Raw genomic sequence first — 17,097 nt, forward strand, 5'->3', positions numbered from 1 at the left:
GCGATGCCTTATCTGCCCCTCCTTGCCTTTGCCTTCGTCTACGCGGCCGCGACCCTTGCCTGGGACCTGCCGCCGCTGGTCGGGGCGGCCTACGTCGTCACCAGCCTGACCTGTTTCGTCGCCTACGCGCTCGACAAGTCGGCGGCGCGGCACGGCGCCTGGCGTACGCCCGAGCGTACCCTGCTGGTGCTGGGCCTGGTCGGCGGCTGGCCGGGCGCCTTGCTGGCCCAGCAGTGGTTGCGCCACAAATCGTCCAAGCGCTCGTTCCTGAAGATGTTCTGGGCGACGGTGGCGGCCAACGTGGCCGGCTTCGTCTATTTCTCGTCCCGCCTGGCGGCCGCATGAATCCGCCCGGCGCCTGGCGCTATCCCCGCGTGCTGGCCCACCGCGGCGGCGGCACGCTGGCGCCGGAAAACACCATGGCCGGGCTGGTTGAAGGCATGCGGCGCGGCTTTCGCGCCATCGAATACGACGTCATGCTGGCGCGCGACGGCGTGCCGGTGGTGATGCACGACCCCTTCCTCGGCCGCACCGTGGCCGGTTCCGGCAACGTGTTCGACTACGACGCCCTGGAACTGGCGGCGATGGACGCCGGCGGCTGGTTCGCGCGCCGCTACGACGGCGAGCCGGTGCCGCTGCTCGTCGAGTTCGCCCAGTTCTGCAAGGCGCATGGCGTCTGGCAGAACATGGAGATCAAGCCCGCGCCCGGTTACGAGATCGAGACCGGCGGCGCGGTGGCGCGCATTGCAGCGGGCATGTTCGGCGACGAGATCGCGGCCGGGCAGTGGGCAGCGGTGCCGCTGCTGTCCTCGTTCAGCGAGCTGGCGCTGGAGTCGGCGCGCGAGGTGGCGCCGCTAGTCCCGCGCGCGCTCCTGATGAGCGAACTGCCGCCGGACTGGGAGCGCCGCGCGCACGCGGTCGATGCGGTGGCGATCCATGTCAATCACCGGCACCTGACGCCCGAGCTGGCGCAGGCGGTACGGGCGGCCGGGTTCGGGTTGTTCTGTTATACGGTCGACGAACCGGCGCGGGCCAGGGAGTTGCTGAGGTGGGGCGTGGAAGCGTTTTGTACCGACCGGATCGACCTGATCGGGCCGGATTTTTCGTAGGGTGGGCTCCCGAGCCCACGCGGTCTCACCCTGCGATCATGCGCGCCTTGGAGAAAAGCGCATGCATACGCACGTGGGGCTGTTGCCTGTGCCGTTATCGGTATCTTGAATCCGCGTGGGCTCGAGAGCCCACCCTACGGAACATGCTATCGACTACCGGCGATAAAAAACGCTGGTTCTCGTAGGGTGGGCTCTTGAGCCCACGCGGTCTCACCCTGCGATCAATCGGCGCCTTCGAGAAAAGCGCGTGCTTACGCACGTGGGGCTGTTGCCTGTGCTATTAGAGGCGCGCTAAATCCGCGTGGGCTCGAGAGCCCACCCTACGGGAGGCGCCGCGGACTACCGGTGACAAAACCCGCTAACGGGGCCGCTCGCACGGCGCGTTAATAAGTCACCAGTGACTGATATAATCGTTGCTTTATATACCGTACTGCTCTCTTTCCGCACCCCACAACATGAAATCCTCCGAAATTCGCGAAAAGTTCCTCAAGTTCTTTGAGTCCAAGGGCCATACGATCGTACGGTCCAGCCCGCTCGTGCCGGGCAACGATCCGACCATGTTGTTGACCAACAGCGGAATGGTGCAGTTCAAGGACGTCTTCCTCGGCCTGGACACGCGCCCGTACAAGCGCGCCACCACCGTGCAGCGCTGCGTGCGCGCCGGCGGCAAGCACAACGACCTGGAAAACGTCGGCTACACCGCGCGTCACCACACCTTCTTCGAAATGCTGGGTAACTTCAGCTTCGGCGACTACTTCAAGCGCGACGCGATCAACTTTTGTTGGGAGCTGCTGACAAAAGTTTACATGCTGCCGGCCGAGAAGCTGACCGTCACCGTCTACTTCGAGGACGACGAAGCCTACGACATCTGGGCCAACGAGATCGGCGTGCCGAAAGAGCGCATCATCCGCATCGGCGACAACAAGGGCGCGCGCTACGCCTCGGACAACTTCTGGCAGATGGCCGACACCGGCCCTTGCGGTCCGTGCACCGAAGTGTTCTACGACCACGGCGCCGACATCTGGGGCGGTCCTCCGGGCTCGCCGGAAGAAGACGGCGACCGCTTCATCGAGATCTGGAACCTGGTGTTCATGCAGTTCAACCGCGACGAAGCCGGCGTGCTGACCCCGCTGCCGAAGCCGTCGATCGACACCGGCATGGGCATGGAGCGCCTGGCCGCCGTGCTGCAGCACGTGCACTCGAACTACGAGATCGACCTGTTCCAGAATCTGATCCGCGCGGCCGCCCGCGAAACCGGCGCGTCCGACCTGGAAAACAACTCGCTGAAAGTCATCGCCGACCACATCCGCGCCGCTTCCTTCCTGATCGTCGATGGCATCATCCCGAGCAGCGAAGGCCACGGTTACGTCCTGCGCCGCATCATCCGCCGCGCGCTGCGCCACGGCCACAAGCTGGGCCAGACCAAGCCTTTCTTCTACAAGCTGGTGGCAGACCTGGACATCGAGATGGGCGAAGCCTATCCGGAACTGCGCGAAGCCAAAGAGCGCGTCGCGCAGGTGCTGAAGGCCGAGGAAGAGCGTTTCGGCGAGACCCTGGAAAACGGCATGAAGATCCTGGAAGCCCAGCTGGCCAAGGATCCCAAGAACCTGGACGGCGCCACCGCCTTCACCCTGTACGACACCTACGGCTTCCCGCTGGACCTGACCGCCGACATCTGCCGTGAGCGTGGCGTGACGCTGGACGAAGCCGGCTTCGCCGAGGCGATGGAGCAGCAGAAGAAGACCGCGCGCGCCGCCGGCAAGTTCAAGATGGCCGCCAAGGTCGAGTACGCGGGCGACAAGACCAAGTTCGTCGGCTACGAGTCGCTGGTCCACAACACCCACGTGCTGGCGCTGTACAGCGAAGGCGTGTCGGTGCAGGAGCTGAAGGAAGGCCAGGAAGGCATCGTGGTGCTCGACACCACCCCGTTCTACGCCGAATCGGGCGGCCAGGTCGGTGACCATGGCGTCATCGCCTCCGCTGCCGGCCAGTTCGAGGTCGAGGACACCCTGAAGATCCAGGCCGAGGTGTTCGGCCACCATGGCGTGCTGCGTAGCGGCGCCTTGAGGGTCGGCGACACCGTGGACGCCCAGGTCGACCAGGCCAAGCGCGCGCGCACCATCCGCAACCACTCGGCCACCCACCTGATGCACAAGGCCCTGCGCGAAGTGCTGGGTTCCCACGTGCAGCAGAAGGGCTCGCTGGTCGATCCGGACAAGACCCGCTTCGACTTCAGCCACAACGCGCCGATGACCCCTGAGCAGATCGCCCAGGTCGAGCAGATCGTCAACCGCGAGATCCTGGAAAACCATCCGACCCAGGCGCAGCACATGAGCTTCGACGACGCCGTCAAGCATGGCGCCATGGCCCTCTTCGGCGAGAAGTACGGCGACCAGGTGCGCGTGCTCGACATCGGCTCGTCGAAAGAGCTGTGCGGCGGCGTCCACGTGACCCGCACCGGCGACATCGGCCTGTTCAAGATCGTGTCGGAAGGCGGCGTCGCCGCCGGCATCCGCCGCGTGGAAGCGGTGACGGGCGAAGGCGCCCTGGCCTGGGTCCAGGCGACCAACGCCAAGCTGCTCGCCGCCGCCTCGGCTTTGAAGACCGGTCCGGACGAACTGCCGTCGCGCATCGCCCAGGTCCAGGACCAGGTCAAGGTGCTGGAGAAGGAAGTGTCGGCGCTGAAGTCGAAACTGGCCGCCGGCCAGGGCGACGAGCTGGTCAACAAGGCGGTCGACGTGAACGGCATCAAGGTGCTGGCCGCAACCATGGAAGGCGCCGACGTCGCCACCCTGCGCGAAGCGATGGACAAGCTGAAGGACAAGCTGAAGACCGCGGCCATCGTGCTGGCGTCCGTGGCCGACGGCAAGGTCAGCCTGATCGCGGGCGTGACCAAGGACGCAACCGGCAAAGTGAAGGCCGGCGAGCTGGTCAACTTCGTCGCCCAGCAGGTGGGCGGCAAGGGCGGCGGCCGTCCGGACATGGCGCAGGCCGGCGGTACCGATCCGGCAGGCCTGCCGCAGGCTTTGGCGGGCGTGGCCGGCTGGGTCGGCGAACGCGCATAAGCTTTACCTGCTTCAGGAAACGCCGCCTCGTGCGGCGTTTTTTTTGGTTCATCGCACTTTGCCGGGGAACGCATCCTTGATTTTCAGGAAGAAGTAGGATGCGTCCCGAAAACCGTAGGCCATGCGCTTGATGACCTTGATGCGGTTGTTGACGCCTTCAAGGATCGATGAGCTCATCGGATAGATGGCTGATGCCAGGATGCCGCGGCGATATTTGGCCAGGCGTTTGGCAAACTGGATCAGCGGTGCGATCTGGCTTTGCAAGGCGAGCTTGAGCCAGGCTTTCCACCGCCGGGCACCGTCCCGGACTGATGGCGCATACCAGATTTCCTTCAGCTCGGTCTTGAGCAGGTAAACCGTTGCCAAGGGCTGGTTGGCAGCCAACAGCTCTTCGAGCTTGACGGCCTGCTCGGCCTTGAGGTTGTCACGATTGCGCAGTAACAGCCAGCGACTGCGCTTGATGACCTGGCGGGCTTTTGGTTCGGCACGCAAGGCATTGGCCTGGTCGACACGAACCCGGTCGACCACTTCGCGACCGAAGCGCGCCACCACATGAAACAGGTCGTAGACGACTTCTGCGTTTGGACATTGCTGGCGAACTTCGAGGTCCATGGCCGTGTTCATATCCATGGCAACGGCTTCGATCCGCTGGCAGCCTTCCTCTCCCAGCAACTCGAAGAACGGCCGAATCGCTTCCCGGCTATTGCCTTCTCCCACCCATAGCACCCGCATTCGTTCGGCATCCAGGGCGACAGTGGCGTACCGGTGCCCCTTGTGCAGGGCGAATTCGTCCATGACCAAGCGCCGTACGCCTTCTGCCGAGAAGCCACCATGCAGGTGCTGCAAGCGCCGATGATCGATGTCCTTGATGGTATGCCAGTGCAGGCCGGTCAACCGGGCCACATGGGCTATCGGAAGCAGCTGTGCCAGCGCCTCCACCCAGAGGCGCACGCGGTGCGTGATGCGCGCCCGGCGGTCGAGCCAAACAATGTGCTCGGCTACCCGTGCGTCGCAGTGATGGCAGTCCAGTCGCCGCACCGGCACATCGAGCCAGACACGCCTATCCAGAATGTCGCGGTCACGCACCTTACGCCTTCGGCGCTCATGAACCAGAGCGCAAGGCTGGCGGCATGCCCCGCACAAAGCTTCGCTTGAAGGGCTGGTATCGAGAACGATTAACAGCGACCCGTCCTCTTGTTCGTGGACGGCATCGACAATATGGCCTTCCCAAAACGGGACAGACGGCATAGCATTGAGCATGGCGGTGGTTTGACAGACTGATTTGTTTGGCGACTATCAATCTACCAACATCAGACCTCCGCCACCACCTCCTGCTCAGTTCGTCAATCCCGTCTTCCCCCATTCCCCGCGAAGAACCTTTTTTTTCGCCTTACGCACGGCGCGCACGATTGCTTTATGCATAGTAACTAGGCGTTGCCGGGGCGGCAGCTCGTCCATAGAATCTCGTGTTTATTTACTATTTCAGGGGAGTGAACATGCGCGGGCTTCGACTGGCTGGACTGGTGTTGTGCTTGGGATCGGCATCGCTCGCCTACGGCAAGATGCCGGCGGCGGACACGGTGAAGGGAGCGAAGGACCACCCTTTGCTGTCGCGCTTCGAAGGGGCGAAGCTGGTGGGGTACGACGTCAAGGAATTCGACGAAGCGATGCTCCCGGCCGGCAAGCGCATTTATGACAGCAAGGAGCGGCGCGCCAGCTTCGAAAAATCGTTCCAGCTCGAAGGAAAGGTCACCCGCATTGCCTATGTGGTGCCGCGCGAGCGCTCGACGCTGGAAGTGATGCGCAACTACGAAGCCGCCTTGGCCAAGGCCGGCCTGAAGACCGCGTTCGCCTGCATCAAGGAAGCCTGCGGCGACGACATCGGCGACTACTGGTGGGACAAGCGCCTGAGCAATGGTTTCATCAAGGGCGACATCCCGTCGAGCATCTTTATCGCAGGGCCCCGCCAGGGCCGCTACATGGTGGCGGAGGGCAAGCGTCCGGACGGCGCGCCGGTCCATGTCGCCGTGCTGGCGCTGCCTCCATATAAGGATGACGAAGGCGGCGTCTATCTCGAGATCGTCGAAGGCAAAGCCATGGAAAGCGGCAAGGTCGCCGCCAGCCTGAACGCGGCCGAGATGGCCAAGGGCATCGCCAACGAGGGCAAGGTGGCGGTGTATGGCGTCTACTTCGACACCGGCAAGGCCGAGGTGAAGCCGGATTCGAAGCCGGCGCTGGCCGAGATGGCCAAGCTGCTGCAGCAGGATCCGAAGCTGAAGGTCTTCGTGGTCGGCCATACCGACAACCAGGGCGTGCTGGCCCAGAACCTGGCCCTGTCGCAGCAGCGCGCCGATGCCGTGGTCAAGGCCCTGGCCGAGGGCCACAAGGTCGATCCGAAGCGCCTGTCGGCCAAGGGCGTGGCCGCCTATGCGCCGCTGGCATCGAACCGCGCCGAGGAAGGGCGCCGGAAGAACCGCCGCGTCGAACTTGTCGAGCAGTAGGCGCGCCGCACCACGGCGGTGCTTGTCTTTACCCAGGTGTCATGGTTTGGTGCGCTGAATGTGGCAAGTTTTACATTTGGTTGTGGACGTGCAACAATGTGTGACTATTTTGGTGCGCTGCGTCATACTGCGTGAATTGGAGTAGTATGCAGTTTCCGGCACCACCCTTTTAGCATCACCCACCGAGCAGGCAAGCGATGAGCGACATGACTATCGACATTGACACCATGGAATTCCAGAAAGACCTGGATGCGCGCGGGCTGAATTGTCCTCTGCCCATCCTGAAAGCCAAGAAGGCGCTCGCGGAGATGGAGAGCGGACAGGTGCTGCGCATCGTGGCCACCGACACCGGTTCCGTGCGCGATTTCCAGGCGTTCGCCAAGCAGACCGGCAATGCCCTCCTGGCGCATACCGCCGAGAACGGCGAATTCACCTTTCTGATGCGCCGCAAATAAAGTGGTTCGGCGCGCGGCGCCACCTGGCGGGGCAGGGTCATTGCCTCGTCTGTTCCCTTTGATGTCCCCTGAACACCGCGATTTGGAAGATTCACTCTAGCCAAAAATCGCACGATCGTGCTTTAATTCGGTCTCGCAGCAGTTTATCTCTTATAATCTAGGCCACTTTAGTCAAGTCTACCTCTTCAATTTTTCAAAGGCACACCCATGAAAGTCCTGGTACCCGTCAAACGCGTGGTCGACTACAACGTCAAGGTCCGCGTCAAGTCCGACGGCAGTGGCGTCGATATCGCCAACGTCAAAATGTCGATGAACCCGTTCGATGAGATCGCACTCGAAGAAGCGACCCGCCTGAAGGAAGCCGGCAAGGTCACCGAAGTGGTGGCTGTCTCCGTCGGTGTGCCGCAGTGCCAGGAAACCCTGCGCACCGGCATGGCGATCGGCGCCGACCGCGGCATCCTGGTGGAAACCGCCGTCGAGACCGAGCCGCTGGCCGTGGCCAAGATCATGAAGGCGCTGGCCGAGAAAGAGCAGCCGCAGCTGATCATCCTGGGCAAGCAGGCGATCGACGACGATTCGAACCAGACCGGCCAGATGCTGGCAGCCCTGCTGGGCTGGCCGCAGGCGACCTTCGCCTCGAAAGTGGTGCTGGAAGACGGCAAGGTGACCGTGACCCGCGAAGTCGACGGCGGCCTGGAAACCGTGGCCCTGACCCTGCCTGCGATCGTCACCACCGACCTGCGCCTGAACGAGCCGCGCTACGTGACGCTGCCGAACATCATGAAGGCCAAGAAGAAGCCGCTGGAAACCGTCAAGCCGGAAGACCTGGGCGTCGACGTCAGCCCGCGCCTGAAGACCCTGAAGGTCGCCGAGCCGGCCAAGCGTTCGGCCGGCGTGAAGGTGCCGGACGTCGCGACCCTGGTCCAGAAGCTGCGCACCGAAGCCAAAGTCATCTAAGCGGCCTTGCCGTCACTATCAAACATAGGAAACATCATGGTCGCATTAGTAATTGCTGAACACGACAATGGCTCCCTGAAGGGCGCAACCCACAACACCGTGACCGCAGCGTCCCAGTGCGGCGGCGAAGTCCACGTGCTGGTCGCCGGTTCGAACTGCGGCGCCGCCGCCGAAGCCGCCGCGCAGATCGCCGGCGTCACCAAGGTGCTGGTCGCCGACGCGCCGCACTTCGCCGACGGCCTGGCCGAGAACGTGGCCGAGCAGATCCTGGCTGTTGCCGGCAACTATTCGCACATCCTGGCCCCGGCCACCGCCTACGGCAAGAACATCCTGCCGCGCGTCGCCGCCAAGCTGGACGTGGCCCAGATCTCGGAAATCACCAAGGTCGACTCCCCGGACACCTTCGAGCGCCCGATCTACGCCGGTAACGCCATCGCGACCGTGCAGTCGAGCGACAGCGTGAAGGTCATCACCGTGCGCGGCACCGGTTTCGACGCTGCCGCCGCCAGCGGCGGTTCGGCTGCCGTGGAACAAATCGCCGCCGTCGCCGACGTCGGCAAGTCGGCCTTCGTCGGCCGCGAGCTGGCCAAGTCGGACCGTCCGGAACTGACCGCCGCCAAGATCGTCGTTTCGGGCGGCCGCGGCATGGGTTCGGGCGACAACTTCAAGATCCTCGAACCGCTGGCCGACAAGCTGGGCGCCGCCATGGGCGCCTCGCGCGCCGCGGTCGACGCCGGCTACGTGCCGAACGACTGGCAGGTCGGCCAGACCGGCAAGATCGTCGCGCCGTCGCTGTACATCGCCGTCGGCATCTCGGGCGCGATCCAGCACCTGGCCGGCATGAAGGACTCGAAGACCATCGTCGCCATCAACAAGGATCCGGAAGCGCCGATCTTCTCGGTGGCCGACTACGGTCTCGTTGGCGACCTGTTCGAAGTGATTCCGGCACTCGTGAAAGAACTGGGTTAATCGTAGGGTGGGCTCTTGAGCCCACGCGGTGATCGTTATCGGCTCCGATCTCGTGTCGTGCTCGACGATCTCGCTGTCACGTATCACCGCGTGGGGACGAGTCCCCACCCTACAACCCCGCGAACAACACTCAGGCCACGCTGGTCCGGCAATTCGCCAGGCTGCCGTGGCCTGATTCACATCCAAATCTGAGGAGATCAAGGTGAGCTACCAAGCCCCGATCAAAGACATGCTGTTCGTCCTGAACGAACTGGCCGGCCTGGACCAAGTGAGCCAGCTGCCGGGCTGCGAAGACGCCACCAGCGACACCGTGGAAGCGGTGCTGGAAGAGAACGCGAAGTTCTGCGGCGAGGTCGTCGCCCCGCTGAACCACCCGAGCGACAAGGAGCCGAGCTTCTGGCACGACGGCCAGGTGACCACCTCGGCCGGCTTCAAGGTCGCCTTCCAGGCCTTTGGCGAATCCGGCTGGCAGGGCGTGCAGCACCCGAGCGAATTCGGCGGCCAGGGCCTGCCGAAGATCGTCGCCACGCCGTGCACCGAAATGCTCAACGCCGCCTCGATCTCGTTCGCACTGGTGGCCCTCTTGACCGACGGCGCCATCGAGGCGCTGCTGACCGCAGGTTCCGACGAGCAGAAGGCGCGCTTCCTCGAGCCCCTGATCTCGGGCAAGTGGACCGGCACCATGAACCTGACCGAGCCGCAGGCCGGTTCGGATCTCGCCGCCGTGCGCACCCGCGCCGTGCCCCAGGGCGACGGCACCTACAAGATCTTCGGCACCAAGATCTTCATCACCTACGGCGAGCACGACATGGCCGAGAACATCATCCACCTGGTGCTGGCGCGCACGCCGGACGCGCCGCCGGGCGTGAAGGGGATCTCGCTGTTCATCGTGCCGAAGTTCCTGATCAACGAAGATGGCTCGCTGGGCGAGCGCAACGACGCCCACTGCGTCTCGATCGAGCACAAGCTGGGCATCAAGGCCAGCCCGACCGCCGTGCTGCAATTCGGCGACAACGGCGGCGCCATCGGCACCCTGGTGGGCGAAGAGAACCGTGGCCTGGAATACATGTTCATCATGATGAACGCGGCCCGCTTCGGCGTCGGCATGCAGGGCATCGGCCTGGCCGAGCGCGCCTACCAGCACGCGGTGGCCTATGCCAAGGACCGCGTGCAGTCGCGCGACCTGGCCGGTTCCAGCGGCCCGGTCGCCATCATCCACCATCCGGACGTGCGCCGCATGCTGATGTCGATGCGCGCCCAGACCGAGGCGGCGCGCGCGCTGGCCTACGTCGGCGCCGGCATCTCGGACGTGGCCCACTACCACGCCGACGAAGCGACCCGAAAGGCGAACCTGGCGGTCTATGAGTACCTGGTCCCGATCATCAAGGGCTGGTCGACCGAGATGAGCGAGAACGTGGCGCGCGACGGCGTGCAGGTCCACGGCGGCATGGGCTTCATCGAGGAGACCGGCGCGGCCCAGCACTACCGCGACGCCAAGATCCTCACCATCTACGAAGGCACGACCGCGATCCAGGCCAACGACCTGGTCGGCCGCAAGACCGTGCGCGATGGCGGCGCGGTGGCGAAATCCATCATCGCCCAGGTGCGCGAGACCGAAGCGGCTTTGGCTGAAGTGCAGGGCGCCGACTTTGCAGCGATCCGCAAGCAGCTGGCGGCGGGTTCCGTCGCGCTGGAAGAGGTGGTGGACTTCGTGGTCGCCAACGTGAAGTCGGACATCAAGGGCGTGTTCGCCGGTTCCGTGCTCTACCTGAAGCTGGCCGGCATCGTGCTGGGCGGCTGGCAGATGGCGCGCGCGGCCCTGGTCGCCCAGCGCAAGCTCGACGCCGGCGAAGGCGATGCCGCTTTCCTGCGCGCGAAGATCGCCACCGCGCGCTTCTTCGCCGACCACATCCTGTCGCAGGCCGCCGGCATGCGCAGCGCGATCGTCGAAGGCAGCGCCGGCGTGCTGGCGCTGGACGTCGAACAGTTCTGATGCCTGGACAGGGTGGGGTGCCCTGGCGCCCTGCCCACGATGCCATGAAGCGGCCCGCGTGCTAATGCCGGTCACTTAAGGCATTGACCAGTCGGCGGTTTGAGCTAAAACGGATTCACGATCAACGTGAATCCGTTTTTTATTATGGCTCTCCAACTTGACCTGGACTATGCGGCTGAGCTGGCACCGCATGAGTTTGAACGCTTCGCCAGCCTGATCGATCCAGCCTGGATCGACGAAGCCTTGCAGCAGACCAGGACAGTGTCATTGCGGCGGCGGCGCTTGCCGGCCGAACGCATGGTCTGGCTGGTCATCGGCCTGGCTCTGTTTCGCAATGAACCGATCTGGCATATCGTCCAGCAGCTCGATTTGGCCGAGGGCCCGACACCCAGTGCTCCCGTGCCCAGTGCTGCTGTAGCAGGGCGAGAGCGCCTTGGTGAGGCACCGATGGCATGGTTGTTCGAACGCTTGGCAAGCTGCTGGGGGAGCACTGCCATACCTGAACAAGGGCTGTTTCATGGGTTGCGCAGTTACGCCGTCGACGGCGTGGTGTGGTCGCTGCCCGACACACCAGCCAACGGTGAAAAGTTTGGCCGAGGCTCGAACGCGCATTGCAAAGGCGCTTGGCCACAATTGCGCGCAGTCTGCTTGATGGACACCTACACTCACCTGATCCGCGCTGCCGAGTTTGGCGACTACGGCACCTCAGAGCTGAGCTTTGCCAAATCACTGATGCATAAGGTGCCAGATGGATCGTTGACGATCTTCGATCGTGCCTATCTCTCGGCAACCCTTCTTCTGGACTGGCAGCAGGCAGGTGAGCAAAGACATTGGCTCATGCGGGCTAGAAGCGGATTGCGTTATGAAGTGGTCTGCCAGTTTGCCCCTGACGACTGCCTGGTGAGTTTCGAGGTATCCCAGCAGGCACGCAAGCAGCGACCGGATTTGCCATCGCATTGGCAAGCACGACTCATTACCTGCATGGTTGGTGGAGAGCGCCGGCAGTACCTTACCTCTCTGTGGGACGCGCACCGTTTTCCAGCGCGTGAGATCGTTGCGCACTACATGCAGCGCTGGGAGATCGAATTAGGTTTCAGGGAAATCAAACAAGGCATGCAGAAGAATGCGACGACACTGCGCAGCAAGTTGCCTGCGCTGGTACGCCAGGAAGTATGGGGCACGCTCATCGCCTACAACCTGCTGCGCCATGAAATTGCCCAAATGGCCGATGAACTACACGTACCGCCACAACGCCTAAGCTTCCAGTGGCTGGCCCTGGCCATTACCACGGCCCTGTACCACTGGCCTCTGCAAACGCCTGGCACCTTCCCCAAGCGTCTGGCACTGCTACGCGAGCAGGCACGCGCCTATCTCTTGCCAGAACGTCGAACGCGGTCCTATCCCAGAGTCGTCAAACAGTGCAGATCCAAGTTTCCAATGAAAAATGCCAGTCAGCTTAACTGACTGGCATTAGCCCGCGTGCCGCTTTTTTCATGGCTGCGGCCGTCCTGGGAAGCTGCGCGGCCAGGATCGCAATGTTTTGCAAACATGTTTCAAGATGCAAATATCATACTTTGAAAATCATATTAAATCGAAGAAAATATGCCTATAAGACAGTAAAGGCAAATTTAGTTCCGATCAAAGCGAGCTCATCTTTAGTGAACTAACTTGTACCCAAGCCGCGCATGAGCCGCGCGGCTCCCCGATCTCAGCGGCTCGACGAGGAGATACACCATGGGTACCGAGAATCAGTACGACGACAAGCACGACAATGGTCATGATCGCGACCACGACCACGACCATGACCACGATCATGGCCATGACAGGGAGTGCCGCCACCGGCACGACCATGACGACGGCAAGCATCGCGACAAGGGGGAATACCGCGAGCACTACAAGTACCGCGAATACTGGAAGGTGCGCGACTACGACGACGACAAGCACGATCACCACAAGCACGACAAGCACGACAAGCACGACAAGCACGACAAGCACGACAAGTACGATCGCGACGACAGGAAGGAGCGCGATGCCCCGTCGCACCACATCCACGAACTCGAGAAGTCGATCAAGACCCTGGCCGACGCGCTGGCCACGCTCGGCCGCGGGGCGCACCTGCTGGAGCTGCAGCGCATCATCCACCACCCGGGCTGGACTTCGCCGGCCGAGCTGGCGTTCGTGAATGCGATCCTCGATCACCTCAGCGTCGAGGTGTGCACCATCGAGCGCCTGCAGGCCGACCTCGTCGAGGCTGCGCGCAAGGTGAAGAAGGACCGTCACTGACGGCAGGCGCGCCGGGTGCGCAGGAATGCGCGGCGCACCGGCATCGTCGCGGCAGGCTTGCCGCCGCAAGCGGTGCGGAGCCCGATTTCCGCACCGCTTGCCTTTCCGATGGCATGGCGAGCGTCGGCAGGATCCGCGCCCGCGGGTTTTGCGGTTCCGATCCGCTGAGCTTGATCTGGCTTAAACGAAGCGTTACGGCCGCGTTCGTAACATCGGCTCATCCACTGAACCCGCCCGCTCTCGCGAGCAGGCCAACCCGGGAGCCGATATGTCACCGACGATTGCACGTTCCAGTCTGTATCTCGCCATGAGCTTTTGTGCGCTGTTGCTGGCCGCCTGCGGCGGCGACAGTTCCTCCCCTGCCGCCAGCGATCCGCCGCCGACGCAGGTCGATCCGCCGCCACCATCCGCGCCCCAGCCGCCGCCGGTCGCGCTGGCCGACAGTCATACCGACCTGGTGCCCGCCACCATCGGCAGTCCGCCGGGCTGGCCGACCTGGAGCGGTACCGGCCAGCCGGTCGGCGATATCGTCTGCCTGACCAACATCAATTACCACATCCATGCGCTGGTATCGATCTACAAGGACGGCGTGCGCCAGGGCCTGCCCGACAACATCGGCCGCAGCGGCTGCACCTATGAACTGCATACGCACGACGTGACGGGCGTGGTGCATATCGAAGCGAGCGCGCCCACGAAGTTCACGCTCGGCCAGTTCTTCGCCCTGTGGCGCCAGCCCTTGGCGGGGAGCGGCACGGCAGGGCTGGCGGGGCCGATCCGCTTCTACATCATCGACAGGGAAACGCTGACGCCCTACACGGGCGACCCCGGCGAGATCGAATTGACGGCCCAGCGCGAGATCGTCATCGTCAGCGGCACGCCGCCGGCGACGCTGCCGCGCTATCGCTGGCCAGAGGGAATTTAAGAGGCCAGCATTGTCAGCCGTAGGCCCCGCCCGTATACATCAGGTCGAACAAGCGGGCGATGGTCGCGATCAGCACGGTGGCGCCGATCATCAGGGCGGCGACCAGCAGCACGGCCAGGATCCAGTTCGAGCGCGAGCGCGTGCCCGAACCTGGATTGAAGCGCGCATCCCACTTGTCGTCCGGCGTCAGGCCAATCACCAGCGCCGCGATGAAGGCGACGATGTAGGAGAGCAGCAGGGGCAGCAGGGCAAAGAAGACGTCCATGTTGCCTTCCGTCTGGCTATAGACCAGGCCGGCGATTGGCAGGCTGCAGGCGTGCAGCAAACCAATGCGATCGACGTTTCCGTGCAAATAGAAGCGGTGCGCGCCCAGTCCGCCGAGGGTCAATGCCAGTGCCGTAGCCAAAGTCTTGTTCTTGTGTGACATGCCAAAAGGAATTTGTTACACGAAGGCGCAAGTATGGTTCAAAAATGTGCCAAAAGCATCATTTTTTATGTAAATGCTATGTATCAACTTGTATGCACGGGCGACAAGGCGCCAGGAGGGAGGTAGCGGTAGCGCAAAAAATCAGGGATAATGCCCCATTCGGCCGGGACCGCGCGCCCTGTTGTCCGCCTTTTACCATTTCACTTGCTGATCTGCGGCATTGCGCGCTATAATCGTCGGCTTTCTCCGTCCAGTACAACTTTTTGGAATTATTATGGTCGTTATCCGTTTGGCTCGTGGCGGCGCAAAAAAGCGCCCGTTCTTCAACATCGTTGCAACCGATTCGCGTAACCGTCGCGATGGCCGTTTCATCGAGCGCATCGGCTTCTACAACCCGATGGCTTCGGGCGCTGAAGTCGGCCTGAAGATCACCGCGGACCGTCTGGCCTACTGGCAAGGCGTTGGCGCACAACTGTCGCCGACCGTTGCTCGCCTGGTTGCCCAGCAGAACCCGGCTGCCTAAGTAAAGCTGTTCCTGGTTTGAGCGATTCGGCTGCAAGCGGGGCACAAGCCCCCGACGACCTGACCCAGGTCGGGTATGTCTCAGGCGCCTACGGCATTGCCGGCGCCATCCGCGTTACTCCGTTCTCGGTGGACGCGGACGCTTTGCTGAACGTGAAAACCTGGTGGCTCGACAAGCCGAGCCTGCGGTCCGTCACCGTGCGGACCGCGAAGATGCATGGCGGCGACGTGGTCGCCACCCTGGTCGGGATGAGTGACCGCAACCTGGCGGAGGCGCTGAAAGGCGCAGCCGTCCATGTGTCGCGCAGTCAGTTTCCCGAGCTTGAGGAAGACGAGTATTACTGGAGTGACCTGATCGGCATGGATGCGGTCAACCTGCAGGGCGAAGCCCTGGGCAAGGTGATCGACATGATGAGCAACGGCGCGCAATCGATCCTGCGCATCGCGCCCGTCCCTGATCCGGCAGCCAGCGACAAGGCGCCAGAGCGTCTCGTAGAGCGCCTGGTTCCGTTCGTGGACCAGTTCGTGAAAACCGTCGACCTGAAAGAAAAGAAGATTACCCTGGATTGGGGTCTCGACTTTTGATCCCTCCAACCCGAAGCGAGGTCCCGATGCAGTTCGACGTCGTGAGCTTGTTTCCCGAGATGTTTGCCGCATTGACGCAGTCGGGCGTGACCCGGCGCGCTTTCGAGCAGGAACGCTGGGGCCTGAAGCTGTGGAATCCGCGCGATTTCACCCAGGACCGCCACCGCACCGTGGATGACCGCCCGTATGGCGGCGGCCCCGGGATGGTGATGCTGGCGAAGCCGCTCGAGGCAACGATCAATGCGGCCAAGGCGCGCCAGGCCGAACTCGGCTTGCCCGCGCCGCGCGTGGTATTCATGTCGCCGCAAGGCAAACCGCTGACGCACGAACGCGTGATGGCGCTGAAGGACGAGCCTGGTCTCGTCATCCTCTGCGGCCGTTACGAGGCGGTCGACCAGCGCTTGCTGGACCGTGTCGTCGACGAGGAAATTTCCCTCGGCGACTTCGTTCTCTCCGGCGGCGAATTGCCGGCGATGGCCTTGATGGATGCGGTGGTGCGGCAATTGCCGGGCGTGCTGGGCGACGATGCCTCGGCGGTCGAAGACAGTTTCGTCAACGGCCTGCTCGATTCGCCGCACTACACCCGTCCCGAAGTGTACGAAGGCGTGCCTGTGCCCCCGGTCCTGATGGGCGGCAACCACGCAGAGATTACCAAGTGGCGCCGCCAGCGCATGCTGGAGGCGACTGCGAAGAAGCGTCCGGAACTGCTGGATGCGGCGCGCAAGGCGGGCCGCCTCACGGCAGCCGACGAAAAGTTCTTGGCCACGCTCTCCTGAGAGCAGGCCGGAAAAAGGCACCGATCCCGGTGCAAGACCTGCGGGCATGTTGCCCGTGCGTTCAACCCCATCCTCTACCGGGCAACCAGTACAGCGCCGGCAAGATGGTTTTTGGAGTCATAAGAAATGAATCTGATTCAGCAACTCGAGCAGGAAGAAATCGCGCGCCTCGGCCGCAACATTCCTGATTTCGCACCTGGCGACACCGTGATCGTCAACGTCAACGTCGTCGAAGGCAACCGCAAGCGCGCCCAGGCATACGAAGGCGTCGTCATCTCGCGTCGCAACCGTGGCCTGAACTCGAACTTCATCGTTCGCAAGATCTCGTCGGGCGAAGGCGTGGAACGTACGTTCCAGCTGTACTCCCCGCTGATCGCTTCGATCGAAGTCAAGCGCCGCGGCGACGTTCGTCGTGCGAAGCTGTACTACCTGCGTGAGCGTTCGGGCAAATCGGCACGTATCAAAGAGAAACTGCCGCAGCGCCGCGTCGCTACCACCACTGCCGCTGAGTAATAGCGTCTGTGGAATGAAAA

General features: G+C 63.1%; 17 protein-coding genes. 15 read left to right on the forward strand and 2 right to left on the reverse strand.

What is annotated here, in order from left to right; translation table 11 throughout:
- Positions 1-3 precede the first annotated feature (3 nt).
- The 3 genes from ACFOPH_RS00205 (at position 4) to alaS (ending at position 4,174) form a co-directional block, all read left to right on the forward strand.
- The gene (locus ACFOPH_RS00205; protein WP_312552126.1) at positions 4-345 is read left to right on the forward strand and encodes a DUF1294 domain-containing protein; all 342 of its coding nucleotides are present in this window, start codon (positions 4-6) and stop codon (positions 343-345) included.
- Positions 342-1,109, forward strand: a complete 768-nt coding sequence (ugpQ, locus tag ACFOPH_RS00210; RefSeq protein ID WP_379732750.1) for a glycerophosphodiester phosphodiesterase — start codon at positions 342-344, stop codon at positions 1,107-1,109. Before ACFOPH_RS00205 ends, ugpQ begins: the two co-directional genes overlap by 4 nt.
- A gap of 455 nt (positions 1,110-1,564) precedes the next feature.
- Positions 1,565-4,174, forward strand: a complete 2,610-nt coding sequence (gene alaS / locus ACFOPH_RS00215; protein WP_312552130.1) for an alanine--tRNA ligase — start codon at positions 1,565-1,567, stop codon at positions 4,172-4,174.
- A gap of 48 nt (positions 4,175-4,222) precedes the next feature.
- Here alaS and ACFOPH_RS00220 read toward each other — a convergent pair whose 3' ends face one another.
- The gene (locus ACFOPH_RS00220) at positions 4,223-5,434 is read right to left on the reverse strand and encodes an ISL3 family transposase (protein WP_379732752.1); all 1,212 of its coding nucleotides are present in this window, start codon (positions 5,432-5,434) and stop codon (positions 4,223-4,225) included.
- 236 nt (positions 5,435-5,670) lie between these two features.
- Between ACFOPH_RS00220 and ACFOPH_RS00225 the strand changes: the two genes are divergently transcribed.
- The 8 genes from ACFOPH_RS00225 to ACFOPH_RS00260 all read left to right on the forward strand — a co-directional run bounded on the left by ACFOPH_RS00225 (position 5,671) and on the right by ACFOPH_RS00260 (position 14,254).
- Complete coding sequence (locus ACFOPH_RS00225; RefSeq protein ID WP_312552132.1) at positions 5,671-6,675, forward strand: OmpA family protein; 1,005 nt, start codon at positions 5,671-5,673, stop codon at positions 6,673-6,675.
- A gap of 227 nt (positions 6,676-6,902) precedes the next feature.
- A complete protein-coding gene (locus tag ACFOPH_RS00230) occupies positions 6,903-7,130 on the forward strand; it encodes a sulfurtransferase TusA family protein (RefSeq protein WP_290423782.1) in 228 nt (75 codons plus the stop codon).
- 207 nt (positions 7,131-7,337) lie between these two features.
- Positions 7,338-8,087, forward strand: a complete 750-nt coding sequence (locus ACFOPH_RS00235) for an electron transfer flavoprotein subunit beta/FixA family protein (protein WP_312552134.1) — start codon at positions 7,338-7,340, stop codon at positions 8,085-8,087.
- 36 nt (positions 8,088-8,123) lie between these two features.
- Positions 8,124-9,056, forward strand: coding sequence for an electron transfer flavoprotein subunit alpha/FixB family protein (locus tag ACFOPH_RS00240; RefSeq protein WP_312552136.1), 933 nt, complete (start codon positions 8,124-8,126; stop codon positions 9,054-9,056).
- A 202-nt stretch (positions 9,057-9,258) separates the two neighbouring features.
- Positions 9,259-11,049 carry an acyl-CoA dehydrogenase gene (locus ACFOPH_RS00245; protein WP_379732755.1) on the forward strand — a complete coding sequence of 597 codons (1,791 nt, stop codon included), beginning with the start codon at positions 9,259-9,261 and terminating at the stop codon, positions 11,047-11,049.
- A 126-nt stretch (positions 11,050-11,175) separates the two neighbouring features.
- Positions 11,176-12,513, forward strand: a complete 1,338-nt coding sequence (locus ACFOPH_RS00250; protein WP_379732757.1) for an IS4 family transposase — start codon at positions 11,176-11,178, stop codon at positions 12,511-12,513.
- 270 nt (positions 12,514-12,783) lie between these two features.
- Positions 12,784-13,332 (forward strand): hypothetical protein, encoded by a 549-nt coding sequence (locus tag ACFOPH_RS00255; protein ID WP_379732759.1) that lies wholly within the window; start codon positions 12,784-12,786, stop codon positions 13,330-13,332.
- Between the two features lie 268 nt (positions 13,333-13,600).
- A complete protein-coding gene (locus ACFOPH_RS00260) occupies positions 13,601-14,254 on the forward strand; it encodes a hypothetical protein (protein WP_379732761.1) in 654 nt (217 codons plus the stop codon).
- Positions 14,255-14,267: 13 nt separating this feature from the next.
- Here ACFOPH_RS00260 and ACFOPH_RS00265 read toward each other — a convergent pair whose 3' ends face one another.
- Entirely contained in the window at positions 14,268-14,681 is a 414-nt protein-coding gene (locus ACFOPH_RS00265; RefSeq protein WP_312551532.1) for an NINE protein, read from the reverse strand.
- Positions 14,682-14,955: 274 nt separating this feature from the next.
- Between ACFOPH_RS00265 and rpsP the strand changes: the two genes are divergently transcribed.
- From rpsP to rplS, 4 genes are all read left to right on the forward strand, one after another.
- Positions 14,956-15,204 (forward strand): 30S ribosomal protein S16, encoded by a 249-nt coding sequence (gene rpsP, locus ACFOPH_RS00270; RefSeq protein WP_312551530.1) that lies wholly within the window; start codon positions 14,956-14,958, stop codon positions 15,202-15,204.
- A gap of 17 nt (positions 15,205-15,221) precedes the next feature.
- Positions 15,222-15,788 carry a ribosome maturation factor RimM gene (gene rimM, locus ACFOPH_RS00275; protein ID WP_312551529.1) on the forward strand — a complete coding sequence of 189 codons (567 nt, stop codon included), beginning with the start codon at positions 15,222-15,224 and terminating at the stop codon, positions 15,786-15,788.
- A 26-nt stretch (positions 15,789-15,814) separates the two neighbouring features.
- Positions 15,815-16,564 (forward strand): tRNA (guanosine(37)-N1)-methyltransferase TrmD, encoded by a 750-nt coding sequence (gene trmD, locus ACFOPH_RS00280; RefSeq protein WP_312551528.1) that lies wholly within the window; start codon positions 15,815-15,817, stop codon positions 16,562-16,564.
- 126 nt (positions 16,565-16,690) lie between these two features.
- Positions 16,691-17,077 (forward strand): 50S ribosomal protein L19, encoded by a 387-nt coding sequence (gene rplS / locus ACFOPH_RS00285; RefSeq protein WP_312551527.1) that lies wholly within the window; start codon positions 16,691-16,693, stop codon positions 17,075-17,077.
- Positions 17,078-17,097 lie beyond the last annotated feature (20 nt).

The organism is Massilia haematophila, assembly GCF_042647645.1.
Classification (GTDB): Bacteria; Pseudomonadota; Gammaproteobacteria; order Burkholderiales; family Burkholderiaceae_D; genus Telluria; species Telluria haematophila.

Coding starts and splice junctions, on each gene's coding strand:
- ACFOPH_RS00225 (WP_312552132.1), top strand. CDS start 5,671: ATGCGCGGGCTTCGACTGGCTGGACTGGTGTTGTGCTTGGGATCGGCA.
- ACFOPH_RS00265 (WP_312551532.1), bottom strand. CDS start 14,681: ATGTCACACAAGAACAAGACTTTGGCTACGGCACTGGCATTGACCCTC.
- trmD (WP_312551528.1), top strand. CDS start 15,815: ATGCAGTTCGACGTCGTGAGCTTGTTTCCCGAGATGTTTGCCGCATTG.
- ACFOPH_RS00230 (WP_290423782.1), top strand. CDS start 6,903: ATGGAATTCCAGAAAGACCTGGATGCGCGCGGGCTGAATTGTCCTCTG.
- ACFOPH_RS00205 (WP_312552126.1), top strand. CDS start 4: ATGCCTTATCTGCCCCTCCTTGCCTTTGCCTTCGTCTACGCGGCCGCG.
- ACFOPH_RS00255 (WP_379732759.1), top strand. CDS start 12,784: ATGGGTACCGAGAATCAGTACGACGACAAGCACGACAATGGTCATGAT.
- ACFOPH_RS00235 (WP_312552134.1), top strand. CDS start 7,338: ATGAAAGTCCTGGTACCCGTCAAACGCGTGGTCGACTACAACGTCAAG.
- rpsP (WP_312551530.1), top strand. CDS start 14,956: ATGGTCGTTATCCGTTTGGCTCGTGGCGGCGCAAAAAAGCGCCCGTTC.
- ACFOPH_RS00220 (WP_379732752.1), bottom strand. CDS start 5,434: ATGCTCAATGCTATGCCGTCTGTCCCGTTTTGGGAAGGCCATATTGTC.
- ACFOPH_RS00260 (WP_379732761.1), top strand. CDS start 13,601: ATGTCACCGACGATTGCACGTTCCAGTCTGTATCTCGCCATGAGCTTT.
- rplS (WP_312551527.1), top strand. CDS start 16,691: ATGAATCTGATTCAGCAACTCGAGCAGGAAGAAATCGCGCGCCTCGGC.
- ACFOPH_RS00240 (WP_312552136.1), top strand. CDS start 8,124: ATGGTCGCATTAGTAATTGCTGAACACGACAATGGCTCCCTGAAGGGC.
- ugpQ (WP_379732750.1), top strand. CDS start 342: ATGAATCCGCCCGGCGCCTGGCGCTATCCCCGCGTGCTGGCCCACCGC.
- alaS (WP_312552130.1), top strand. CDS start 1,565: ATGAAATCCTCCGAAATTCGCGAAAAGTTCCTCAAGTTCTTTGAGTCC.